Source organism: Legionella beliardensis (assembly GCF_900452395.1).
Lineage (GTDB): Bacteria > Pseudomonadota > Gammaproteobacteria > Legionellales > Legionellaceae > Legionella_C > Legionella_C beliardensis.
On sequence record NZ_UGNV01000001.1, the window covers coordinates 2,800,323 to 2,824,157 of the forward strand.

Consider the following 23,835-nt stretch of genomic DNA (forward strand, 5'->3'; position numbering starts at 1 on the left):
TCCCTATCTTTATAAATGGAAACTCCTATGGATTGGAAGAGAGAAGTCAACGTAAGATGGGGAAAACTAGATCGCTTTGTTCGTTTTGTTATTAATCATTTTATTGAAGATGATTGTACTTATCGAGCCTCAGCGCTAGCTTTTACAAGCTTATTAGCGATAGTACCCTTAATGACCGTTGGCTTTTCAATTTTTTCCTCTTTTCCAGTATTTCATAATTTTAGTAAGCCAGTACAAGACTTCATTTTTGAGAATTTTGTACCTACGACGGGTAAGATTGTCCAAAATTATGTGCAAGATTTTGCAACACAAGTTTCAAAACTTTCTATTTGGGGTGTCGCTTTTTTATTTGTGACAGCCATACTGGTTATGGTGACTATTGAGCGCGCTATGAATAAAATATGGCGTGTCTCTAGTGCTAGAAGAGGCGTTGCCGCATTTTTATTGTATTGGGCAATATTATCACTTGGGCCTATTTTTTTAGGCTTAAGCTTAGCAGCAAGCTCTTATTTGGTATCCATGCCTTTTTTACAAAACCAACAAGCGCCCTCTTTCATTCTAAGTATCTTACCTTTTTTACTTTCTTTAACAGGTTTTACTTTTTTATATGTAGTAGTTCCCAACCGCCCTATTCGATTTGAGCATGGATTCCTTGGTGGCTTATTTGCAACCATATTATTTGAATCAGCTAAACAGGCTTTTGCCTATTACTTATCGCATTATGATACTTACCAACTGCTTTATGGTGCATTTGCTATTCTACCTATTTTCTTTGTCTGGATTTATTGGGTTTGGTTTATTACGTTATTAGGCGCTGAAGTTAGCTATGCTTTATCTGTTCATCATAAAAGACGCAGTGGGAAGCCAATAGATGGGTTTTCCCATGCCTTACTTTGGCTACAGCAATTATGGCTAAAACAGAAAGAAGGTCAAGGTCTTTGTCTAAGCGACCTAATCCAAGCAAGTAACCAACCCTTTGAGATAGATAGTGATCATATGATTAATGAATTACAACGGATAAATCTAATTCACACAGGTGCTGATGGCCATTATTTATTAAGCAGAGACTTAAATGAAATTTCTTTATATTGGTTAAGCAAGCATTTGCCGTACAACTTACCTGATCAGTATGATTTTGAAGGTGCTTCAACTTCTTTTCCTTGGGAAACGATATTTACAGAAAATGATAAATTATTACAACAATCGCTATCTATTAGCTTGGCTCACTTGTTTAACACTGGCGTACCTACAAATAAGAATATAGTAACTATTAAACCCCCTGAAACTTCATGAGATTGATACGATTATGTAATACCGCTGGGTGCCGCGGACAGGTATTGTTGCTTAGAAGAAAACTAAGCTAGAAGAGTTAAGTCGTTGCGAATCTTTACGAAGTAAAGGTGAAGCAATCCAGTCAGGTGCGTTTGTCAAAATCCGAACTGGATTGCTTCGCTTCGCTCGCAAAGACGAGAAATGGATTAAATCAAGTGGCAACTTTAAGACAAAAGCTGAACAGGTTGTTTAGCCTTTAATTAATCTAGGCCGATTTGACCGCTTAGTGTATCCACGTAACAATGCTCCGCGGACAAGCCGCGGTACGTAAGATTTAATTTTGCGTAGAGCAGAGTTAAGCTGCGATAATTTGAGATGAATACGATGTACGTGGCTATCCTTGCAGAATATAGGCGCATCTTAATTAAAGGATATAACGCGCTAAATCCTCATCTTCCACCAGCTTACCTAAGTGTTCATCAACATACGCTTTATCGATATGCACAGATTCACCTGACTTATCTGTTGCTTCAAAAGACACAACCTCTAAAAGACGCTCCATCACTGTATAGAGTCGACGTGCACCAATATTTTCTGTGCGTTCATTGACTTTCCAAGCTACTTCAGCAATTCGCCTAATACCTGTCTCATCAAAGCTTAATTGCAAGCCTTCAGTCGCCATTAAAGCTACATATTGCTCTGTTAGCGAATTACTTGGTTCAGTTAAAATACGTACAAAATCATCCACATGTAATGCACTTAATTCCACACGAATTGGTAATCGACCTTGCAATTCAGCAATAAGATCTGAAGGTTTAGCAACATGAAAAGCACCAGAGGCAATAAATAACACATGGTCAGATTTAACCGGCCCATATTTAGTTGAAATAGTTGAGCCTTCAACTAGAGGCAATAAATCACGTTGAACACCTTCGCGTGATACATCCCCGCCACTGCCATGCTCGGCACGCTTAGCCACTTTATCTATTTCATCAATAAATACGATACCGTTTTGTTCAACATTTTCGATGGCTCTTGCTTTGATATCTTCTTCATTAATTAGCTTAGCTGCTTCTTCTTCTCGCAATAATTTCATTGCCTTACCAATAGGTAATTTACGTGTTTTAGTACGATTACTACCTACCTGATGGAACATTGTCTGCAATTGACTTGTCATTTCTTCCATGCCTGGAGGTGCCATAATTTCGATACCAACTGGGCTTACTGCTAAATCAATTTCAACTTCATTATTATCAAGCAAGCCTTCGCGCAATTGTTTGCGAAAAACTTGCCGGGTTGTGCTATCTCGTTCTGCTGGTGTTAACGTGCCGCGTGGCGGCGGTAACAACGCGTCTAAAACACGATTCTCTGCAGCCTCTTCTGCTAGATGCTCAACTTTCTTCATAGCAAATTGGCGTTCTTGTTTGATAGCAATATCGACAAGATCGCGCATAATTGAGTCGACATCTCGCCCTACATAACCCACTTCAGTAAATTTAGTCGCTTCGACTTTAATAAAGGGTGCTTCAGCAAGCTTTGCTAAACGTCTGGCAATTTCCGTTTTTCCAACCCCGGTTGGACCAATCATTAGAATATTTTTAGGCATGATTTCATTACGCAAATCAGCATCTTTAATTTGCATACGGCGCCACCGATTGCGCAAAGCAATTGCCACGGCACGCTTGGCCTCGTCTTGCCCAATGATATGTTTATTTAACTCCTCAACAATTTCACGTGGAGTCATAGTCATGGTAGTTATATTATTCACAGTCACTTTCCAATTCTTCTATCGTTAAATTATGGTTTGTATAAATACAAATTTCACCGGCTATATTTAAGCTTTTTTCTACTATTTCTCTGGCTGTTAGATCGGTATTTTTTAATAAAGCACGGGCAGCAGCTTGAGCAAAAGGGCCACCAGAACCAATGGCAATTAGGCCACCTTCTTCAGGCTCAATCACATCCCCATTACCCGTAATAATTAAAGAAGCTTTTCGATCTGCTACGGCCAGTAATGCTTCTAAACGTCGTAATATCTTATCAGTACGCCAATCTTTGGCTAATTCAACAGCTGCACGCACTAAATGGCCTTGATGCATCTCAAGCTTACGCTCAAAGCGTTCAAAGAGTGTAAAGGCATCTGCCGTACCGCCTGCAAATCCTGCAATCACTTTATCTTTGTATAAACGCCTTACTTTACGGGCATTGCCTTTCATGACGGTATTGCCCATGGTCACTTGGCCATCACCACCAATAACTACGTTATTTCCTCGCCTTACTGACAGGATGGTTGTACCGCGATACTGTTCCAAAATTATTACCTCTAAATTAAGTTAAACTCATCAATTGGGGGCTTCTTGTAAAAATTCAATAGTACTTGGTAAAAATTTTCACTATTTGATACTGGGCATATGAAAGGCTTCATTATATTTATAGCCTTTAAAAACGCTTATGGCAGGCAAAGATTACTCTCCTCGCGGCAGTTGAAACACGCCCCTTTCAATTCTATGGCTTCTTGATTAAGCGAAAAATGATAGGTTTCTACTAATTGGGCTATTAATTTAAATAAACTCTTATCACAAATTTCATTCACTTGATGGCAGCGCTTACACACAAGTAAAAATTCACTAAGGGATGGTTTGACTGGTTCTTGACAGAGTATATAAGATTGAATTGACTCAATTTTGTGCACGATACCACAGGCGATAAAATAATCAAGCACCCGATAAACTGTTGAGGGTTTTGAATTTTCTTTTATTTGTAATAAACAATCTAATATCTCATAAGCTTTTAGCGGCTTCTTGGTACCCCAAAGTATATATAATACGCTTTTACGTAAAGAGGTAAGCTTAGAATTTAAAGTTTTACAATAATTAATAAACGAAGGTGGATAAGTCATCTTTTATTCCCCTCGCCTACCATTGCATTCTTCCAAATTTAATCCTTGACTGCTTAAATAAAAGATACGCCATGCATGAGCGGGTCGATTTCTAAATACTGCGCCAAACTTTGTCCAATATCGGCGAAAGTCTCACGTCGCCCAATAAATTTACTCGCGATTTTTGGGCCAAAGGCTAAAACCGGAATGTGTTCACGCGTATGATCAGAGCCAGGAAAGGTAGGATCGCAACCATGATCTGCTGCAATAAGAACCAAATCATCAGGCCGTAACTGGGCTAATAAATCAGGAATTCTCGCATCAAACTCTTCTAAAGCATGGGCATAGCCTGGAATGTTACGGCGATGGCCAAACGAAGAATCAAAGTCTACGAAATTAGTAAAAATAAGACTGCCATCTGGGGCCGAGCGCAATGCATCTAGTGTAGCGTCGAATAACGCCATATTTCCATCTGCCTTAATGGTTTTTGTTAAACCTTGATGGGCAAAAATATCAGCAATTTTGCCAATAGCAATCACCTCTCGCCCTTGCTCCTTCAAAAAATCAAGTAACGTGGGTGCGGGTGGAAGTGTTGCGTAATCGCGGCGATTACCTGTACGTTTAAATGATCCAGGTTGGCCTATAAAAGGACGGGCGATAACACGGCCAATTTTATATTCATCAACTAATTGACGCGCAACCTCACAAATTTGATATAACTTTTCTAAGCCAAACTGTTCTTCATGCGCTGCAATTTGAAACACGCTATCTGCGGAGGTATAAACGATAGGCTTACCGGTTTTAATATGCTCTTCACCAAGCTCTTCAATAATCACTGTACCTGAGGCGTGTTTTTGACCAAGTACGCCAGGCAAGCCTGTTAATTTTATAAAATTAGCAATAAGCTCAGTTGGAAAACAAGGGATAGTTTCTGGAAAATAGCCCCAATCAAAGGCCACGGGAACGCCTGCAATCTCCCAGTGACCACTTGGCGTATCTTTACCAAGGCTTTGTTCTACCGCATAACCATAATAGCCAGAAGGCTCTTTTAATTCATCCATAGGCAATAATTTAATGCCTGTGCTTGCCAAAGCTGCGTGATATAAACCTAGTTTAGTTAAATTAGGAATAACAAGTGGCCCTTCGCGAAGCCCGCTTTGTGCGCCTTGGCCTTGCTCACAAGCTAGATGAATATGGCCAAATGTATTTGCACCAACATCACCATAACGAGCGGCATCTAAGCTTGCACCAATGCCAAATGAATCCATTAATAAAATACAAACCCGCCTTTTAGTCATGAATTATTCTTCCAAATTTTTCCCATAGGTTTCCCGTAAACCAAATAAACAAATCAAAGCAATGATAAGACCAATAGGTAAAATACTAGCAGCAAATTGATAATCACCTAAGGAATAGACGGGGATGTGATTTAAAATTTGTACCTCACCATGCTTAATTAAGAGATAGCTATATAGATTTTGATAAATAATATAACCACCTTGCATTAAAATAGAAACTGAGCTTACAGCAGTAGCAGTCATAGCGCTAGGACTACCTTCAGCAACTAAGGCATAACTAATAATTTGTGCGGCGGTAAAAAACCCAAGTAATAGAAAAAGCACTTTCATGACAGCCACACTGGCAGGGAAATATAATATTAAACAGAGTGTAAGTAAGGATAAAAGCGCCCCTATCTTCATAGGCAAAACACGTAAACCTAGCTTATCTGAGATCCAGCCAATAATTGGGCCACCCAAAATAGTGCCTAAAAATAACATAGAATTAATAACTGCTGCATCTTCTTTATTAATATCAAGCCGTTGCATTAAATACAAAGAGCCCATCATGGCGCCAAAGACAGCAATAGCCATATTCATTAAGCTGGCATAGAGTGCGGCACGAATATTTTGTGAGTTTAAATAAGCCTGCTTAGCCGTCATTAACAAGGTCTTTTTATCTTTTGCTTTAGGTAAATCTGTGACTGGTTTATCGACAATTCCAAAATACATTAAAATAAGCATGCTTAAGCCTAACCAGCCCACTTGCATTAAGGCCTCACGCCAGCCAACTTGGCCCACCAATTTAGCCAATGGATACTGCGCTAACATACCACCTGTCATAGCAATTGTTACTATAATACCAGTAATCATCGCCATACGTCGTGGTGGAAACCAGCGCGATGCAAGACGAACCGGACCAAGGAAACAAAATGCACTGCCAATACCAGTTACAAAACGGCAAAATAAGGCTAAATAAAAAGATTGTGCATGCGCTAAAACAAAGGTGCTAAATACACAAAGAAACATGGCAATTAAAATCGTCTTTTTAACCGAATATTTATCAAGTACTACGCCGGCCACTAGAAGAAATATAACATTTGATAGGTAATAAATACTTGACAAATAAGCCATTTTATCGGCTTGCACCTGAAAATCCTGCATAATATTATCTGCGATAGAAGCAAACATATTGCCTTGGATAAACTCATAAAAGAAAAATAATGAAGCACTAAAACAAACGATCCAAGGTAACAATTTATGAGAAACATGGCTTATCTGATTAGTTTCTTGTGCGATATGCATTGCTTTTCCTCTATCTTTACTAGTTACTGAGTCATTGCCGCTGTGTTTAAGAATAATTAGTTACCTTCTAGTAATTGGTACCTTTACAGTTCGTCTCTCTAGTCAATAGCACTGCAATTAAGGCTGCTATTGCTGTTAATGGAAACATCCACATGGCATATTGAAAATCAGCTACGGTATAATGACTATTCATTAAGCCGGCATGATGCTGCATTAATATACCAAATAAGACTTGTCCGATCCCGGCTCCACCCATAATTAAGACTGAGGCAAAACCCGTGGATGCACCAGTATTATCTTTGGTATTACTTTCAGCAATTAATGGGTAGCTAATCACTTGGGTGCTAGTAAAAAACCCCAGCGCAAAAAACAAAATGCTTAGCTGTAATTGACTAAGCGCTATGTCCATAAAAAAAGGGATCACTGTCAGGAGCGTGGCTACTGCCCCTATTATCATTAACGGTTTACGCTTACCCTGATGATCAGACAACCAGCCAACCAAAGGACAACCAATAATGCTGCCGATAAAGATTAAGCTTACAATATTACTTGCAGCTAGCTCAGGTACTTTATGAACAACCTCTAAATAGCTTGCACCCCATAATGCACAAAGTACCATGATAGGTAAATTCAGAAAGGAAGTATAGAAACCTGCTAACCAATTTTGACGGTTTTTGATAGCTAGTAAAAAACTAGTGAAAACATTTTTATGTGAGGTAATTTGTTTTGCTAAGCTTTCATCGGGGCGGTCTTGAATAATTATCGCAATCCACCCTAATAATAAAGCCCCTATAACACCATCGATTAGTAACGCACTGCGCCAACCATATAAGTCATTTAAGTGAGCAAATGGCGTGTGCGCCATCATGCCTCCTAAAAATGCCATGGTTACCAACAACCCAATGACAAAGGCTTGCCGCCTTGGCGGAAACCAATTAGAAACCAAAACCACACAGGATAGAAAACAAAAGGCATTCCCTATACCTGAAAGAAAATGAAAAAAACAAGCCCAAAAAAAAGAATGGGTGATAGCAAAACCAAAAGTGCCAATAACACATAAAAACATCGCAGCTAAGATAGTCGTTCGTGCGGCGAAGCGATCAAGAATAATGCCTGCAGGCAGCAAAAAAAGAATATCTGCCCATAAATAAGTACTAGACATCCAACTAATTTGCGCTGCATCTAATTGAAAATCATGACGTAAAGGCTGGTTAATGACATCAAAAATATTGAGCTGAAAGAATTCATAAAAGAAAAACAGACCGGCTGATAAACAGACGAGCCATGCCATAATACCACCTCGAGGTAACACTGCCCTCGCATCAATCGTCACTGAATTAGACAATTATTACTCCTTAGCATGGACTGCAAAAAATTGCCGAGCATTATAGCAAAGCAGGATTAAACTTGGTATCTTTTTTGAACAAAAAATTTAATCTTTTAAATTAAAATTAAGTATCACCAGGCTAGCTATGCATATAGTTTATAGAAAATTTTGCTTTAATTTTCACATCAATTCACTTAAATGGCTCTGTTATGCTGACCAAAGCAATCAATCGCAATGGTGCCTCAGTCGCGCCTGCAGCTAACATAGGTAGGGCAAGAATATAAGCACCAACAGTTGGTAATTGAGAGGCATTGGCAATGTTTTCAATTAAATATTTACCAGCACCTAAAATAGCTTGATGAACAGGGAAACCACTTTCTGGTAAATCAGCGCTTAAGGTATCAATGCCCAGGCCAACAATATCTCGCTGCAATAGCAATAAAGCAGCTTCATGAGAAACACAAGGGAAAGACAAATCATTACGATACCGCAAGGGTTCAGGCCAAAAGGCACTCCAGCCTGTATAAATAAGAACAAATGAGCCTTTTTTAATTTGCCCGTATTGTCTTTCAAATTGCAAAACATCTTCTACAGATAACACATATCGTTCATCTATACCTGCAGAGACATCAATGACGCAGCAAGGTGCACACAAATCCTCTAATTTTATTAATTCAATCGTCTTGCCATTGCGAACACAATGCGCTGGCGCATCAATATGTGTACCAATACCAGCATAATGGTGCATCTTCTGAATTCTAAAAGACACAGAGCTGTCTTCTAAATAATCACTCGTTATTGTCTGAGAAAAACCACAATCCCCTTCCCAGCAAGGAACATTCGGTGTGAGTATATGAGTTAGATCAATTAACTGAAAAGGAAAATGACTCATACGGCTTCTCTAGCTGCTATTGAGTTAGCTCTATTGTAGCAAAGACTGCGTTTATGACTTATAGTCTTTAGAGAATAATTTATAAAGGATGGTTATGATAACAGCAAAAGGCTATGCAGCGCAGGAAGCTAAAGCACCTTTAACACCATTTTCTTTTGAGCGTCGTGATGTTGGTGATAAAGATGTTTTAATTGATATTCATTATTGTGGAATTTGTCATTCCGATATTCATCAAGCACGCGAAGAATGGGGACCAGCTCTATTTCCTATGGTTCCCGGACATGAAATTGTTGGCATAGTTTCAAAAGTTGGCCCTGAGGTTACGAAGTTTAAGGCAGGGGATATAGTCGGCGTAGGTTGCTTTGTAGACTCATGCCGTCGTTGTGAACCTTGTACTAAGCATCTAGAGCAATTCTGTGCTGAAACGCCAACAACTACTTATAATTGTATGGAGCGTGATGGTAGCAAACTGACGCAAGGCGGTTATTCAACTTGCATCGTAACTAATGAAGACTTTGTGCTACATATACCTGATAATCTTTCTATGGCAGGTGCAGCCCCCTTATTATGCGCCGGCATTACTCTCTATTCTCCTTTAAAGCATTGGCAAGCAGGACCTAATAAAAAAGTCGCTATCGTTGGCTTAGGTGGTTTAGGGCATATGGGCATTAAGCTTGCTCATGCGATGCAAGCAGAGGTCTCTGTTTTAAGCCATTCACCCTCTAAAGAAGAAGATGCAAAACGTCTAGGTGCTGATAAATTTTTTGCGTTAAATAGCGAACAAGCCTTTCGAAATTTACATAATTCCTACGATTTAATTATTAATACCGTGTCAGCCCCTCTTGATTGGAATAAATATTTACAGTTGTTAAAGCTCGATGGCGCAATGGTTGTTGTTGGCGTGCCTGAGCGCAACATTCCTATTAGCGCGGCTACCTTAATTTCAAATCGTCGCAGTTTATCGGGTTCTTTAGTTGGCGGTATTCAAGAAACACAAGAAATGTTGGATTTCTGCAGTAAGCATAATATAACTGCCGATATTGAAATTATTCCGATTCAGCAAGTAAACGAAGCTTATGAGCGTGTTCTCAAAAGCGACGTTCGTTATCGTTTTGTCATTGATATTGCATCTCTTAAAAATACTTAAAAAAAACCATTCATTTAGCCGCAAGTAATTCGTTGTTAGCTTGCGGCCTTGCAAAAGCCAATGACATGAACGCCAAGCAAGTCACTACCAAAAGGTAGAACGCTGGTGCAGTTTTAATCTGGCTATAATAAATAAGGGAAAATGAAATAAACGGCGTAAAACCACCAAAAAAAGCAAAGCCTAAATTGTAACTAACCGCTATTCCGCTATAACGAATCTTTGTGGGAAATAGTTGACTTAAAAAACTTGGAATTGTACCTGCTGAAAAGCCCATTAATAAGGCACTTAATAGCAGCGCTATCATATAAAATTGTGGAAAATAAACGTAAATAGCAAAAATAGGATAAGCAAATAATGCTAATAACAAACAAAGCACTAAAATTAATTTTTTAGTATCAAAATAATCAGTCAAAAAACCAAAAAATAAGGATAAGCAAGAACCCAATGTCACTGCCGCTGTGCGCTCCCAGAGATACGTCGTTGCCGGTAAATTTAATACATCCGTAAAATAAGCAGGAATAAATAAAAAAAGAACTGTTACAATCGCGGCACATAACGCGGTAATTAAAGCACCATTGATAGCATTTTTACCCTGCTGTCTTATTACCGTTACCAGAGGAAACCTCTCGATATTCTTTTCAACAGCCTGAAATTGTGTAGACTCCCGTAATTTTCGTCTCATAGTATAACTTAGTAATCCGAGCATGCCTCCAATAATAAAAGGAAGCCGAAAGCCATAAGCTTGCATTTGCATATCAGTCAGCATACTAACCACCAAAGCATGCACAACTGACCCAACAACGATTCCCATCGTTAATGCACAAAAAATAATCCCACAAGCTAACCCTTTTTGCTCAGGAATAGATTCACTAACATAGGTAATTGCCCCAGGTATTTCGCCGCCAATGGAAATTCCTTGTAAAATACGACAAGCCAATACTATGATTGGTGCAGCAATTCCTATTTGACTGTAAGCAGGCGTACAACCTATACCCAATGTTGCGATAGCCATTAATAAAATAGATACAGTAAACGTACTTTTACGCCCTATACGATCACCAAAATGCCCAAAAATAATACCTCCTAGTGGCCGCACAAGGTAGCCAATTGCAAAGGTCGCAAATGTGAGCATTAAACTAAGAAGGGGACGTGTTACAGGAAAAAAAGTATGCGCTAAATAGCTGGCAAAAAGAGCATAAATGATAAAATCATAAAACTCTAAAACGCCACCTAAGCTAGAAAGAAATAATAGTTTTTTTTGACTGCTCGTCATAAAATCCTTTTTGTTATTTGTCTAAAATCTAAGCCTATCTGTGTTTAATAAAGATAGGCTAGCATATGCATCCTTCAACTGGATAAATTCCAAGCTGGAACAGGTATAAACTGTTTTATTTTAGAATCAATTAAATTATGAGCTATGACAACTAGTACAATTACAAGAAAAATAATATAGCGATTTAAGAAATACAGCAGCCCTCTATTTTGCTGTTCAATGACGTATTGATTAGTTAGCCAGCCAGATATAGCAAGGCAAACTGGCAAATACATTAAAGTAATAATTTCAGCAAAAATACGTGTTTCAGCAACTAATCCTGCGCCTAATAGCCCTAAAAAATAGGCAAAAGTAATGTACCGAATAGACCTATATTTTAAAGGAATGTAATCATAAAATAAAAACCAAAATAGTGTAATCCCAGCAAAAGCAAACACAAACATCAATATATTTTGATCAGCAATAAGCCATTGCATATTCCGTGAGAAATTAGTTTTCGACGTATTATAAATGTACCACTGTATATAAGATCTTGGTAAATTCATAGTTAGAAAAAAAGTCCATAATCGCGCTAATATGTAAGCAAACAAACTAGACAAAAAAGGAAGTAACAAGTTAGGCGTTTGTTTCCAAGAGCGAAAGTGCAAGGCTGGAATTAATAAGACAAGTAAAATACTGCTTTCACGATTTAAGGTAGCAAAAAAAATACAAACTGTTAACCAAAACCATTGGCGTTTTAAACATAAATAAAAACCTAAGAACATAAAAAATAACGTTGACGTATCATACGGATAAAAAATGGCCGCCACGCCGCCATACGTAAAACGATAATTGATGACTGTATAGAGAGGTAGTAACAGAAAAAAGAGCCAACTTAAGAGGAGTGCCACTTTTTTATTAAACTCCAACTCAAGCAGTTTTTTTAAAGTAAAAAAAGTTAAAATGACAAACACAAATTCTAATATAATAAAAATTTCATCCGTTTGCAGTGAAACAATCTTTTTTAGAGAACGCGCTAAAAATGGCACGAATTGGCGCTGGGCAAAAGGAAGAGGTGCTGTGAAATTCATCCAACTGTCAAGAAGCACTTCAAAATAAATGCCAGTTAACATAATATGCATATAGGTATAAGCTAATAGTAAAACGATAGTAGTAAACCAGCATTTATAATTAAAAACTTCTTTATTTAACGCATCCTTAGTTTCAACCATACAATTTCTCAATTCTTTATTAGCAACAAGGTAAACTTCTCATAGAAATTAGCATCTTTTTAAAAAAAATTATATTTTTTATTTTCAGTTAACATTTTGTCCTGAAGAAAATAAATTAGCGGCTAATAACAACCAATTTCTCATTCTCTCTATGCCTTTTAATTGAGTAAAATTAATACTATTTTTAACACTAGAGATTATTATGGTTTATAGTTTGGATAAGAGATCCTTGCTAAGGAAGTAATATGAATGGTGCAGAGCTCGTTGTAAAATGCCTCGAAGCTCACAACGTTGAGTATATATTTGGCTTACCTGGTGCAAAAGTAGATGGTATTTTTAATGCCTTGCTTGATTCAAAAATTAGACTCATCTTGTGCCGCCATGAACAAAATGCGGCTTTTATGGCTGCAGCTTACGGGAGGCTTACGCAAAAACCAGGTGTTGTACTTGTTACCTCAGGACCTGGGGTAGCTAATCTTGCGACAGGTTTGTTAACTGCAACGACAGAGGGCGATCCTGTGGTTGCTATTGGGGGTAATGTCTCGCGTGCTATGCGCTTTAAAACGTCTCATCAATCGGCCGAAAATGCTAAATTAATGGATGCTGTTACCAAATACAGTGTTGAAGCCATGAGCGCAAGTAACATTGCAGAAATGATTGCGATGGCATTTAAACATGCAATCATGCCTCGAGCTGGTGCCTGTTTTATTAGTTTCCCGCAAGATGTATTACAAGAAACAGTAGCAGAAACCGTGATTGCGCCACAAGCTGAGCCTGAAATAGTATTGGCTTGTGAAAGTACGATTAAAAAAGTAGCCGATGTCATTGCCAAAGCGAAACTACCCGTTCTCTTCTTAGGTGAAGAAGCAAGTCAACCTAAAAATACCCAAGCAATTCGTGACCTTTTGACCCAAACAAAATTTGCCACCGTCAGTACTTATCAAGGTGCAGGCGTCATATCACGAGCGCTTTTTCCCTGTTTTGCCGGCCGAGTTGGGCTATTTTGCAATCAGCCAGGCGATCAACTGCTTAAAAAAGCTGATGTAATCATTACTATTGGTTATAACCCCGTTGAATATGATCCAGAAGTTTGGAACCCTAAAGCTGACAAAATCATTTTGCATATTGATGCTGTTTCACCCGAAATACACTATAGCTATCAGCCACGTTATGAGATCTTAGGCTGTATTGCGAGTAATATTTTATTACTTAAAAAGGCGCTGGCTGAGTTAAAAATAACTGGCGATATTACGCATGCCGAAACCTACCATAAAGCACTTAATGACAAAATTGCCCAAGGTAAAAGTAAAAAAGAGTTTCCAATTCATCCGCTACGATTTATTTACGAGTTACGTCAATATTTAGACGACGGCACCATCGTCACCTGCGATATTGGCACCGTCTACATGTGGATGGCTCGCTATTTTTTATCCTATCAACCCCATCATTTAATGTTTAGTAATGGGCAGCAAACATTAGGCGTTGGTCTGCCGTGGGCAATGGCAGCAAAACTTGCTTTTCCTGATAAAAAAGTCATTTCAATTTCAGGGGATGGTGGGTTTTTATTTTCAGCACAAGAATTAGAGACAGCCATCCGAGAAAAACTTAAGTTTGTGCATTTTGTTTGGCGCGATGGTAGTTATAACATGGTTTTAGAACAAGAAATGATGAAATATAACCGTGTCAGTGGCGTCAATTTTGGGCATGTTAATTTAATTGATTTTGCTAAAGCCTTTGGCGCCAAAGGTTATGAGCTTAAAAGCGCCGATGATCTTATTCCTATATTAAAAGAGGCTGAAAAACAGACTGTACCAGTTCTTATCGATGTACCTATTGATTATCGTGATAATCCAGAGCTTTTTGCTATTGTCAATTCAGATGCAATTCATTAGGAGAACAACATGACGACTGCAATTGCTTGGCTAGTTTTACGCATCGTGTTTGCTGGTTTTTTTCTGTATCCTATTTATGGCTTCTTGCAAAACTGGGCAGCAGCCAAACAGACAGCTTTATTACTTTACCCTCGCTATGGCGATTTTCAAGCCATACTTATGATTATTGTCATGATAGTAATTAGCATCTCTATACTCTTTGGTATTTATGGACATATTGGTGGCTTAATTGCCCTTATTTACTGTTTGCTTGGCATCCGTGTGCATTTAGCGCTCGCTCATCAATTAAATACCGCTCAGCTTTCCAATCAAGCAACCGCCGCTGACCAGGCTGTTTTAACTGAAGCAGCAGCAATTGGTAGCGTTGGGCATGTGACCTCCGCGCAAAAAAATTTAGTCATTGCCGCTATTTCATTTTTTTTCATGCTCTTAGGAACAGGGCCGTTTAGCATGACCGGTTAAGGAGAAATAATATGAATCGCTATGAAAAAGGGATGGAAGTATTACGGGAGCACTTAGGTAGAGAAAAGGCAGATGAATACATTAAGACAATTAGTGAAATTGCGCCCTTTTTTGCTAAAGTAAATGTGGAATTTCCTTTTGGCGATTTATATGCGCATGAAAGTTCGCTTGATCAAAAAACAAGGGAACTAGCTACTATTGCGGCCTTAACCGTACTAGGTTATGCCCTTCCCCAACTAAAATTACATATAAAAGCTGCTTTAAATTGTGGGGCAACTAAAGAAGAAATTGTCGAGATTATTACGCAAATGATCGCTTATTGCGGTTTTCCAGCAGCCACAAATGCTATTTTGGTAGCCAGGGATGTTTTCATGGCGCCTTAAATAACTATCTCTTGTTAATAAGAATCTACAATAGAGCAAGAATCTTATGGGGTTTGTGTTTTAAACCGTTGCGCACATGGATGTGCGCACCGATCGCAGGAAGCGGCTTCGTTTAAAACACAAACCCCATAAGGTTCTTGCGGGCCACCTGTACAAATATAGCCAATTTAGCTAAATAGCGGGACAAAATTGTACTTCTGGTGGACTTCGCTATAAACATGATATTAAATCAATTACTGACGAATTAAACGAAAATTTTTATCATTTATAGATGTTTTTTCTGTCGAGCGATAAGGATTAATATCTAAGCCCCCACGACGGGTATAACGGCCATAAACAGTTAATTTTTCTGGCTTACAATACTTCATTAAATCAACGAAAATTCTTTCAATACATTGCTCATGAAATTCATTATGATTGCGGAAAGAAATAAGGTATTTTAATAACCCTTCACGATTAATTTTTCTGCCTTTATAGGCAATTTGTACACTTCCCCAATCAGGCTGATTAGTCACTAAGCAATTTGATTTTAATAAATCGGAATAAAGAATTTCCTCTACTAATTCGTGACTGGTTGATAAGAAATTAGGCTCAACTAAGTAAACAGAACATTCAACATCAAGAACGTCAAGGGATTCACCTGTAAAGGGTTGAATAGTAGTGAATTGTCTAGCCTCTTCTAAAGAATATATTTTAATTAAAACCTCAGATTCAATGCGTTTTTCCAAATCATTTTGAATGATAGATTCTAACTCTAATTTACTGTTAATTTTCATATTATTAAAGGAATTAAAATAGAGTTTTAGTGATTTTGATTCAATTAATTTTGGTGAATTACAATCATAGATAATTTCAGCGATTCCTACTATAGGTTTGCCTTTTTCATTAAGCCAAGATACTTCATAATGATTCCAGCAATCAAAGCCTACAAAAGGCAAAGAGGCAGGATCGATGCCAATTTCCTGCCGCTTGCCGGCTCTAGGAATTGGATATAACCTACTTGGATTATAAGTAGAATCATAATCCGATTTTTTACCTAATTCAGATTCTTTATGAAGCATTTGATATTTATTTACAACGTGATTATTCATTGTATTTAACTCCAGTATTTCAATGATCTTTGTGATGCTTTGCCAATTTATAGGCTGTTTCATTTCTGCTTGGCTTGCAATATAATCTAGCAAGGAAGCAGCTTCATTAATTTTAGCTGCTTGCTCACGTAATTCCTGCGCCTGAATTCCAAGCGATTTAATGACATCAAAGCTTGGATTTGACATAATTTTTTTTATCTGTTTTAAAGAAAATCCTAAATATTTTAGCGTAGTAATTTGTTGTAATAGTAGTAAGTCTTTTTCAGAATAAAGTCGGTAACCTACAGCTGAACGCTTAGAAGGTTTTAACAGTCCAATTTCATCATAATATTGCAATGACCGTACTGTCAGCGATGTTCTGCGACTAATGTCTTTAATTTGATAATATTTCATAAGCTATTTCCTTCCATATAGTTTACTCTATTACGTTACGTAAGGGTCAATAGCTTTTAAGGGATAGCTTATATTTAGAAAAAAATGCCACCCTAAATAGGTAGCTCAGCTTTAAATAGAGATAAGATTGAAGGAAGCGCTAACTTTAACAAGAGAATCTTTGAATTAATTTTAAAATAGATTACGTTAAAAAACGTAATCTATTAGCAACTTAGATTTAATTATCAATAAATCTATCTTAGAAAGGGTTAAAACCCTTATCAAAATAATCAGTTTCCCCATAAGCCGCTTCTTCTTTCTTCTCATTAACAGCAACAATAGCAGTTTGAACACCACGAGAAGCTATTTTTACTAAATTTTCTGGAATTGAAACAGCAGCCATGATAGCCAATACGGGCGTCACTAAGGCACTAACACCACTTAAAATAGCAAATTGCTTGGCGCATGATAAGCGCTCAGAAGTTAATTCTGCATGTCCTTGGGCACGCGAAACACCAGCCATAGCCAGGTAACCCAAGCTCACAAAAGCAGATGCTACGGTAGCAAGGGCTGTAACTACAGAAAGAGCACCCCAAACGAGTGGCGCATAGATGGGAGCCGCTACTGTTTTTATAATATCTTTAGCATCGTTTCTGTAAGGCTTATAAAAACTAGAGGTAGTATTATTGCGCACATCATTTGTGAAAAAATTAAAGGCAGGTGCGTAAACGTGTTCAGCTTTAAAATTTTTGTCAACAAGAATTTTTTTGTTAATAGGAAATTTACTACGCATTTTTAATTCTCCTTATTATACCTATTTAATTAAAATACTTAGAGCAGCCACAGTGTGCATTACGAAGGCATGCTAGTCAACCCAGTAACAGATTATAAGCTGCTTTTAAAATTTAAAAAGATATTTACTATATTTAATTGTTTTATAACCAATTTTGCGGGGGAATGTTAGGGCTTCTTACGGCTAGTAAGGTTAGTAATTTCCCTTAAGATACTATCCTGAGGATAGCGATATAATATAGGATTATTTAGCTGAAATAATTTTTTAAGGCTATAAATAACTTGGTAGTTAGTCAGAAATTTGCGGCTTTTGTCTTAGTAATTTAGTCTGGCTTTGTTTCGATTTTTCTTGTAGTATTTTTTGCTTTGCTCTTCTTGAGCGCCTCTGCTTTTGCCGTTTTATTTTCTCAATCTGCTGCTGCGCTTTCGATTTTTCATCACTAAGAATTGCCTGTAGTTTCTCACACAGCCTTATTCTGGCAAAATAGCGATTATCTTCCCGGCTACGCGATTCTTGACATTTTACTTCTATTTCAGAGGGTATGTGCTTTAAATACACAGTGGAAGCAGTCTTATGTAGGTTTTGTCCACCACGGCCACTACCAATAATAAATTTTTCTATCAGCGTGTTTTCATGAACTTGAAGTTTTTCCATCCAAACTCTTAAACTATCCCATTTTTCTTTGCTAATCATGCAAGGCCTTAAGCGTCAATCTTAATTAAATATCAGGTCGGTATAAAAATAGTAACAACTTTTATACCGAATTGCTCTTTTAATCTCGATTCTATATAAATGCTTCGCATTTAATAGGTTACCGTTAGTTTAAGGGTAACTTATGAGAAAGTTAATCATATCGAAGACACTTGCCATTTTTAGAAGATTTACCAGTTCCTAATAGTATTTTATATTTTATTAAAACTTTCTGTATCTTCTAAATGGTTATCTTCTGGTGAGCTACCAGATGTATCTCCTCTATCGGCTGGCCGAAATAATGTTGGCGAATAGTTAGAACTAGAGCTTGCTTGGACACTTCTAGTTAGGGCTAGCTCTTGTGAATTATATAAAGGAGTAGCATTGCCTTTAACATAGAGCTTTAGTGAGGGAACATCAGAGGCCTCACGCCATATGTCTTCATGGTCTAGGCTGGCGCGTCTTACAATGGCTTGCGTACCACTAAAAGCGCATACCTCAACGTTTTTACCGGGAAATAGTGTAGAAATGGAACCATCGAGGATACATCTTAAAAATACTGGATCTGAGCTAAAGCCTAAATTTACATCACCTGCATATCTAATATTATCAATTTCTTCTTTACCAATTCCTTTGCTTTTATAAAGTTTTTTAATTTGTTTTATATTACTTATAATAGCATCATTGAATAGATCGTTTGAGGAAGGATATTCTTTCTCTAATGTTTCTTTATCTATAACATTAACCGTATCTGCTGTAAATTTTATATATCTTTTAAATTCTGCCTTTATAAGGATTTCTGGTGGTTCTTTCCTTTCCGAATGTACTGCAAGTATACCTAAAGTTTTTGTTGCCTCATTGTAGCCATGAAGGATAATAATTTTCATGATGCCATCAGACCATTAATAGATTAATAGTGGCTTATATTTTATCTTTCAATTATTAACAAAATATTAAGTGTAATATTTTTCAAAAATTAAATTAATTTTTAGGTAAATTAAGTCAAAATAAATAGCAAATATAAGCCAATTTAATTTAAAAAAATAGCGTAAATTTTAAAAATTTTTCTTATTAATTTTAAAGATATTTTTATATTTATTTAAGTATATTTATTAGCAATAAATATAGTTCTAATCTTGCCATATTAACCACCAAAGTTATTTACAATGGTGGCGGATCATTTGTTGATACATAATTGACAGGCCTGCCATTTTCATCCATTTGTGTATGGGCATAAGGCGTGCCGTGATCTACTTTATTAGTAAAGGGCACACACCAGCCGTCTACAGGATTATTATTACTATCAGTTACTTTACAGCTGTCTTTTAAAATAGCATCAACTGGAATTGTGTAATTATTTTGTGGCGTTGGTCCACTCTGGATAATAAATTGATAGATTCTGTCCGCACTGTCTTTAATGGCAACTTTAATCGGAAATTTTTTTATTGAACCTAGTTTAAAGCTCGTTCCACCCGCAGGAATTGGTGTTTGCGGTATACATACAGCCGCATTAACATTACACGCGTCAAACGCTTTCCAGGTAGGCCGGCCATCTTGTGGTTTACCCATGGTGACGGTAACTGCAAGTTTGGGGTTGTAAGGATTCCTATTTACTAAACCCTTGACACCTCCAACTGCGACAACTAGGCCATCTCCTGCTTCCTGCATATTGCCTACGGCATCATCAATTGAAAATGCGTAAGCATCCATATTTAGAAAGTTTTTTCCATGAATTAATTCAACATAAGGATTAAAATTATGCGCATTATCAACGTTGTATTTAGTCTGTGTATAAGCGTATTGTAAATCACGATAAGTTTGATGGGCATCCTGATATTGCGCCGTGCATACTGTAGGATCGGGATTGCTTAAAGCAGGATCTTGCGTATCGGTTGACGTTTTACATAATGAATTGGCAGCAGCGCCTTTTTGACAGTAGTCATTAAAGGGAACCCAACCATAAATTCTCGCCAATAACACCCTATTAAAAGGCACCTTTTGAGCTTTCAAATCTGCTAAAAATTGCGCTGAATCACAGGTTGGATCATTTTGATATTGTTTATAATTTTGCATAAATAATTGGTGTACTTTCCATATATCACTTTTCAATGGATCATCACAACTAATCAATGTTTGACCTTTAAGGAAAGGGAAATCGTAATAATTTGGATTGGGCGACCCTTCTTGAAAGCAACTTTTCCACAATAAAGCGATGTTAGCCAAAGGGGAATTTTTCTTAAGGGGCGTGACTGTCTTGTTTAAAACACCCAACATATAATTATAAGTGCCTGGCAATTTAATGATGGAATTGTCATTACCTGGAATAATATAGTTTGACCAACCAAAACCTACTTCACTAGCAGCAAGAAATTTATTAATATATGCTTTAAATTGTTTGAGTGTCAAAACAGTACCTGTATAACCAATGTATTTATTACCTAGGACGCCCATGGCGATAGGTAGATAAACAGAATCAACATAAGAAACATCCCAATCAACATCCTGCAAAGCCCAAAGCCTCAAACCATTGCCTCCTTCTTGAAGGGGTGCGCCTGCAAACGTGTATTCTGTTAATTGACTTGGTGTATCGTCTTTAAGCGCTCCTAGCCCTGAGTAAATGACTAAATCATTACATTCTGATTTTGGCTCATTAGCACAAGTAACTCCTACACTGGCTGGATTAATACGGTTTTGTTGATCGCGATTATAATCGTCTTGATACGTTATCAGGCTGTTATAGATTTTTATACGCCCACCATTCCACCAATTGATATATTTATCTGGGCCCAAAGCAGGATCTGCCTCATCGGTGAGCTTTGTATAAACAGGCACCTGCAGAGCAACATAGCCATTAGGACTAATACCGCTTAAGCCATTTACATAAATTCTATAATTAAGTGTATGCTGAAACACGCTTGACTCACAAAGTCCAAAATAAGCCTGCAACCATTCATCAACGGAATTGGTACTGGTTTCAATTAAGGGATAAATGACAGCATCAGTATTATTATAAATTCTAATAATTTTAGTGGGAACCGAATCATATTGCTTGGCGGGTGGATTATCGCTCGGGACACACTGTGCTAACGTTTGTTCACTAAAGACAGTTGTCATAATCGTTAACAAACAACCAACCTGCACTTGCAGGCCTTTTCCTAAAAACCGTAACCAGCTCATATGAGCCCCAAAAATTTGAAAAATAATTGTACATTATAATTATTTAATGAATTTATTGCAAAATAATTATAATATTAAAATATAGAAATAATGGGCAAGTAGTAAGTAGCTTGAGTGAACAAATTGAAACCTGGGCTCCGGCCCATTGGGCCTACACCCAGGCTACGTTTACTGCACTTCGTTTAGCCCAACCTATCTTGCTAGCCTTTATACCCAATTTTTGTTAGAAAGCTCCATTGTAGAGGAGTAAAGATGAACATATTAAAGAACTTGAGGATGAACGTTTGAGAGAGCCGTTGTATTAGCACGTTGAACCCGCCTCATACTTAATTTATTAGGTCTGATTACTAACTAAAGCAATCAAACCTAAGCGTTCGAACATACAAAATGGCCATTAAGCCAACCTTTCTCCCTTAGCTTAATTGAGCGACAGGAGAGGCGGAATCATTTATATCGATATAAATTGGAATTGCAGTTTGCAATAAACTATTTAAATTCTCCCAATCCTTGTTTCTTTCATCAAAATTGGCAGCCATTTTGCTAACTAATTTTTTGCACTCAGCATGTATACTATCTATTGATTCTTCAGAGATAAAAGTATGCTCACTTGTCTGGCTGAACATACCTTGTGTCTGCGATGAAGACACTTGGCTAACTAATTTTTTGCACTCAGCATGTATACTATCTATCTCTTCAGAGATAAAAGTATGCTCACTTGCCCCCTGTGCCTGCGATGAAGACACTTGGCTAACTTTATTTATTCCTGTTAAATAATTTAAAGTAGCCTGTAAATTTGATTTATATAAGCACTCTAAAAGGCTTCTTCCTTTCTGGTTAAGTAATAAATCATCTTTATTCGCTACTACATTTTTTAGTAAAGTAATTAATGATTGTGTATCTATATTCGGATTAAGCATATTTAACTTTTCTTCAACTTCTTCGATGAGTGATAGTCGTCTTTTTGCGTCACTTTGCCACTCGCTTATTTTTTTATAAAAATTTTCTTCAATTAGGTTATGTTTTTGAAACAAAGAAGTCAGACGTTTTGCTAGACTAGAGTCATTCAGTTGTTTATTCTCAATAATGGCAGAGAAAAGTGCTAACGCTTCTGAAAGCGTTGTAACCTTGTTTAAATCTTTTATTAATTTTTCTGCGATACTTTTCACTTTTCCAGATTTATTTCTTTCACAGTAATTTTTTAACCAATCCTGATAAACTTCTAATATACTATTTTTCATAATAAACCTTAGCAGCCGAATGTGGCTAAATTATACAATTTAATTATTAAGTAATGATTAAGAACAAATAAAAAACAATATTTAGTGGCACCCTTTCGATTCACTATCGTTTCTTATTAGATTTTATTTAACCAATCTAATTAATAGCTACGCTCCTCAGCAACCAAACACTCCGAATTAAGAGTCGGTGTTGATGAAGCGCCTGTTTTACAGTCGGCGTTATAAAATAGTTGCTGATAAAAAGTTAGGTTGTTAAATTTTCCCTGGTCATTTTGATCAGAATAGACCCAAAGATTGGTTCTTAAAGGTTCAAAGGCAATTGAATCTGGTTTTGGTAGCGTTTGAGGGAAATTTTTAAGCAATGGGGTAAAATCTTTGAATGGCACATTAGACTCTGGCGGAGTAAGCCATTTTACCAATTTATTATAATCATCTTCAGTTGGATTTAAACCCTGCTTATCCCAAGCAATCACCACGGAATATTGTGCTGTATTTCCCTTATTATCTAAGAGCTTTTTCTTAGCGTCATCAGCCCATTGAAAACTACTCCAATACTGGTTTTGGCCATTATCAGTGGTAATAGGAATATTTAAAGCCTCACTTAATTTTTTTACCGTGTCATAGGGGTTTGGACTTGGATTAGGGTTAGGATTGCGGGGACTAACGTTACCGCCCTTATTACTAATACTTATAATTTTACTAATAGGGCATACACATACTGGGCTCTTATTTACGCCTACATTATGAGCGCTACTTAAGTAAGTTGGAAAAAATTTAGCATACAATTCTGCGTGTCTTTGCCCTTCTGGCGTTAAGGCATGCGGTCCTGTTTGCGTGTCTTCTGCATGGCGAATAACAAATATCACTGGCATGCATGCATTATTGTTTTTTAAAGCCCCTTCTTTGGTGCATTCAGAGCCAGCAGACCAAAGACTAGTTGAGATAAGGCCAACACAGCTAAGTAAAATCCTTTTCATAACGATGCACTCCTTTGCCAATTATTTAAAGCTTAGCAGATAAAGTGATTAACATTGGGTCAATAGGAGGCCTAAGTCGGACTTAGCTAATACATTACTAGCAATTTTCTATCTTATAATTTAGCCTAATTTATAATGATTTATACAAAAACTAGCAATATTTAAGTGCGCTAAACCT

21 protein-coding genes and 1 pseudogene are annotated in these 23,835 nt (G+C 37.2%); 5 read left to right on the forward strand and 17 right to left on the reverse strand.

All coding sequences use genetic code 11. The features are described from left to right. The first annotated feature begins 27 nt into the window (after positions 1-27). The gene (locus DYE47_RS12360) at positions 28-1,293 is read left to right on the forward strand and encodes a YihY family inner membrane protein (protein WP_115303575.1); all 1,266 of its coding nucleotides are present in this window, start codon (positions 28-30) and stop codon (positions 1,291-1,293) included. Between the two features lie 403 nt (positions 1,294-1,696). On the opposite strand, the gene hslU is transcribed toward DYE47_RS12360, so the two are convergent. The 7 genes from hslU to DYE47_RS12395 all read right to left on the reverse strand — a co-directional run bounded on the left by hslU (position 1,697) and on the right by DYE47_RS12395 (position 8,951). Further along, complete coding sequence (gene hslU, locus DYE47_RS12365; protein ID WP_174224123.1) at positions 1,697-3,022, reverse strand: ATP-dependent protease ATPase subunit HslU; 1,326 nt, start codon at positions 3,020-3,022, stop codon at positions 1,697-1,699. A gap of 10 nt (positions 3,023-3,032) precedes the next feature. Next, positions 3,033-3,584, reverse strand: a complete 552-nt coding sequence (hslV, locus tag DYE47_RS12370) for an ATP-dependent protease subunit HslV (RefSeq protein ID WP_115303577.1) — start codon at positions 3,582-3,584, stop codon at positions 3,033-3,035. Between the two features lie 137 nt (positions 3,585-3,721). Next, the gene (locus DYE47_RS12375) at positions 3,722-4,171 is read right to left on the reverse strand and encodes a Fur family transcriptional regulator (RefSeq protein ID WP_115303578.1); all 450 of its coding nucleotides are present in this window, start codon (positions 4,169-4,171) and stop codon (positions 3,722-3,724) included. Between the two features lie 53 nt (positions 4,172-4,224). Beyond that, complete coding sequence (locus tag DYE47_RS12380) at positions 4,225-5,448, reverse strand: phosphopentomutase (RefSeq protein ID WP_115303580.1); 1,224 nt, start codon at positions 5,446-5,448, stop codon at positions 4,225-4,227. A 3-nt stretch (positions 5,449-5,451) separates the two neighbouring features. After that, the gene (locus DYE47_RS12385) at positions 5,452-6,732 is read right to left on the reverse strand and encodes an MFS transporter (protein ID WP_115303582.1); all 1,281 of its coding nucleotides are present in this window, start codon (positions 6,730-6,732) and stop codon (positions 5,452-5,454) included. A gap of 67 nt (positions 6,733-6,799) precedes the next feature. Next, a complete protein-coding gene (locus DYE47_RS12390; RefSeq protein WP_165482056.1) occupies positions 6,800-8,077 on the reverse strand; it encodes an MFS transporter in 1,278 nt (425 codons plus the stop codon). 172 nt (positions 8,078-8,249) lie between these two features. Further along, entirely contained in the window at positions 8,250-8,951 is a 702-nt protein-coding gene (locus DYE47_RS12395; RefSeq protein ID WP_115303584.1) for a cyclase family protein, read from the reverse strand. A gap of 94 nt (positions 8,952-9,045) precedes the next feature. Here DYE47_RS12395 and DYE47_RS12400 point away from each other — a divergent pair, with 94 nt between their 5' ends. Next, positions 9,046-10,098 (forward strand): NAD(P)-dependent alcohol dehydrogenase, encoded by a 1,053-nt coding sequence (locus DYE47_RS12400; protein WP_115303586.1) that lies wholly within the window; start codon positions 9,046-9,048, stop codon positions 10,096-10,098. 10 nt (positions 10,099-10,108) lie between these two features. Here the strand turns inward: DYE47_RS12400 and DYE47_RS12405 are convergent, their stop codons facing one another. Together DYE47_RS12405 and DYE47_RS12410 are read right to left on the reverse strand one after the other, a co-directional pair. Further along, entirely contained in the window at positions 10,109-11,371 is a 1,263-nt protein-coding gene (locus DYE47_RS12405) for an MFS transporter (RefSeq protein ID WP_115303588.1), read from the reverse strand. A gap of 74 nt (positions 11,372-11,445) precedes the next feature. After that, entirely contained in the window at positions 11,446-12,582 is a 1,137-nt protein-coding gene (locus tag DYE47_RS12410) for a hypothetical protein (protein ID WP_115303589.1), read from the reverse strand. Between the two features lie 245 nt (positions 12,583-12,827). On the opposite strand from DYE47_RS12410, the gene alsS reads away from it, so the two are divergent. Genes alsS through DYE47_RS12425 form a run of 3 tightly spaced genes read left to right on the forward strand, consistent with a single transcriptional unit; the run spans position 12,828 to position 15,319 of the window. Then, positions 12,828-14,474 (forward strand): acetolactate synthase AlsS, encoded by a 1,647-nt coding sequence (alsS, locus tag DYE47_RS12415; RefSeq protein ID WP_115303591.1) that lies wholly within the window; start codon positions 12,828-12,830, stop codon positions 14,472-14,474. A 9-nt stretch (positions 14,475-14,483) separates the two neighbouring features. Further along, on the forward strand, positions 14,484-14,936 hold the full coding sequence (locus DYE47_RS12420) for a hypothetical protein (RefSeq protein WP_115303593.1): 453 nt from the start codon (positions 14,484-14,486) through the stop codon (positions 14,934-14,936). Between the two features lie 11 nt (positions 14,937-14,947). Further along, positions 14,948-15,319, forward strand: a complete 372-nt coding sequence (locus DYE47_RS12425; protein ID WP_115303595.1) for a carboxymuconolactone decarboxylase family protein — start codon at positions 14,948-14,950, stop codon at positions 15,317-15,319. Between the two features lie 233 nt (positions 15,320-15,552). Here the strand turns inward: DYE47_RS12425 and queF are convergent, their stop codons facing one another. The 8 genes and pseudogenes from queF to DYE47_RS12460 form a co-directional block, all read right to left on the reverse strand. Further along, complete coding sequence (gene queF, locus DYE47_RS12430) at positions 15,553-16,410, reverse strand: NADPH-dependent 7-cyano-7-deazaguanine reductase QueF (RefSeq protein ID WP_242604237.1); 858 nt, start codon at positions 16,408-16,410, stop codon at positions 15,553-15,555. A gap of 240 nt (positions 16,411-16,650) precedes the next feature. Continuing rightward, positions 16,651-16,803: pseudogene (locus tag DYE47_RS16420) on the reverse strand (MerR family DNA-binding transcriptional regulator); the annotation flags it as partial. A gap of 238 nt (positions 16,804-17,041) precedes the next feature. Next, the gene (locus DYE47_RS12435) at positions 17,042-17,575 is read right to left on the reverse strand and encodes a hypothetical protein (RefSeq protein ID WP_115303599.1); all 534 of its coding nucleotides are present in this window, start codon (positions 17,573-17,575) and stop codon (positions 17,042-17,044) included. Positions 17,576-17,863: 288 nt separating this feature from the next. Then, positions 17,864-18,268, reverse strand: a complete 405-nt coding sequence (locus DYE47_RS12440) for a peptide chain release factor family protein (protein WP_115303601.1) — start codon at positions 18,266-18,268, stop codon at positions 17,864-17,866. A 209-nt stretch (positions 18,269-18,477) separates the two neighbouring features. Then, positions 18,478-19,152 (reverse strand): hypothetical protein, encoded by a 675-nt coding sequence (locus tag DYE47_RS12445; RefSeq protein ID WP_115303603.1) that lies wholly within the window; start codon positions 19,150-19,152, stop codon positions 18,478-18,480. Positions 19,153-19,426: 274 nt separating this feature from the next. Continuing rightward, positions 19,427-21,442 (reverse strand): hypothetical protein, encoded by a 2,016-nt coding sequence (locus DYE47_RS12450; protein WP_115303605.1) that lies wholly within the window; start codon positions 21,440-21,442, stop codon positions 19,427-19,429. A 413-nt stretch (positions 21,443-21,855) separates the two neighbouring features. Continuing rightward, on the reverse strand, positions 21,856-22,680 hold the full coding sequence (locus DYE47_RS12455) for a hypothetical protein (RefSeq protein ID WP_115303607.1): 825 nt from the start codon (positions 22,678-22,680) through the stop codon (positions 21,856-21,858). Between the two features lie 140 nt (positions 22,681-22,820). Continuing rightward, entirely contained in the window at positions 22,821-23,657 is an 837-nt protein-coding gene (locus tag DYE47_RS12460) for a hypothetical protein (protein ID WP_115303609.1), read from the reverse strand. Between the last annotated feature and the right edge of the window lie 178 nt (positions 23,658-23,835).

Excerpts from the sequence above, each read along its gene's own strand:
- DYE47_RS12450 (WP_115303605.1), bottom strand. The coding sequence starts at position 21,442 with ATGAGCTGGTTACGGTTTTTAGGAAAAGGCCTGCAAGTGCAGGTTGGT.
- DYE47_RS12400 (WP_115303586.1), top strand. The coding sequence starts at position 9,046 with ATGATAACAGCAAAAGGCTATGCAGCGCAGGAAGCTAAAGCACCTTTA.
- DYE47_RS12425 (WP_115303595.1), top strand. The coding sequence starts at position 14,948 with ATGAATCGCTATGAAAAAGGGATGGAAGTATTACGGGAGCACTTAGGT.
- hslU (WP_174224123.1), bottom strand. The coding sequence starts at position 3,022 with ATGACTATGACTCCACGTGAAATTGTTGAGGAGTTAAATAAACATATC.
- DYE47_RS12360 (WP_115303575.1), top strand. The coding sequence starts at position 28 with ATGGATTGGAAGAGAGAAGTCAACGTAAGATGGGGAAAACTAGATCGC.
- DYE47_RS12405 (WP_115303588.1), bottom strand. The coding sequence starts at position 11,371 with ATGACGAGCAGTCAAAAAAAACTATTATTTCTTTCTAGCTTAGGTGGC.
- DYE47_RS12410 (WP_115303589.1), bottom strand. The coding sequence starts at position 12,582 with ATGGTTGAAACTAAGGATGCGTTAAATAAAGAAGTTTTTAATTATAAA.
- DYE47_RS12445 (WP_115303603.1), bottom strand. The coding sequence starts at position 19,152 with ATGAAAATTATTATCCTTCATGGCTACAATGAGGCAACAAAAACTTTA.
- DYE47_RS12455 (WP_115303607.1), bottom strand. The coding sequence starts at position 22,680 with ATGAAAAATAGTATATTAGAAGTTTATCAGGATTGGTTAAAAAATTAC.
- DYE47_RS12375 (WP_115303578.1), bottom strand. The coding sequence starts at position 4,171 with ATGACTTATCCACCTTCGTTTATTAATTATTGTAAAACTTTAAATTCT.
- DYE47_RS12385 (WP_115303582.1), bottom strand. The coding sequence starts at position 6,732 with ATGCATATCGCACAAGAAACTAATCAGATAAGCCATGTTTCTCATAAA.
- DYE47_RS12440 (WP_115303601.1), bottom strand. The coding sequence starts at position 18,268 with ATGATTAGCAAAGAAAAATGGGATAGTTTAAGAGTTTGGATGGAAAAA.
- DYE47_RS12460 (WP_115303609.1), bottom strand. The coding sequence starts at position 23,657 with ATGAAAAGGATTTTACTTAGCTGTGTTGGCCTTATCTCAACTAGTCTT.
- queF (WP_242604237.1), bottom strand. The coding sequence starts at position 16,410 with ATGAATAATCACGTTGTAAATAAATATCAAATGCTTCATAAAGAATCT.
- DYE47_RS12420 (WP_115303593.1), top strand. The coding sequence starts at position 14,484 with ATGACGACTGCAATTGCTTGGCTAGTTTTACGCATCGTGTTTGCTGGT.
- DYE47_RS12435 (WP_115303599.1), bottom strand. The coding sequence starts at position 17,575 with ATGCGTAGTAAATTTCCTATTAACAAAAAAATTCTTGTTGACAAAAAT.
- DYE47_RS12380 (WP_115303580.1), bottom strand. The coding sequence starts at position 5,448 with ATGACTAAAAGGCGGGTTTGTATTTTATTAATGGATTCATTTGGCATT.
- DYE47_RS12395 (WP_115303584.1), bottom strand. The coding sequence starts at position 8,951 with ATGAGTCATTTTCCTTTTCAGTTAATTGATCTAACTCATATACTCACA.
- alsS (WP_115303591.1), top strand. The coding sequence starts at position 12,828 with ATGAATGGTGCAGAGCTCGTTGTAAAATGCCTCGAAGCTCACAACGTT.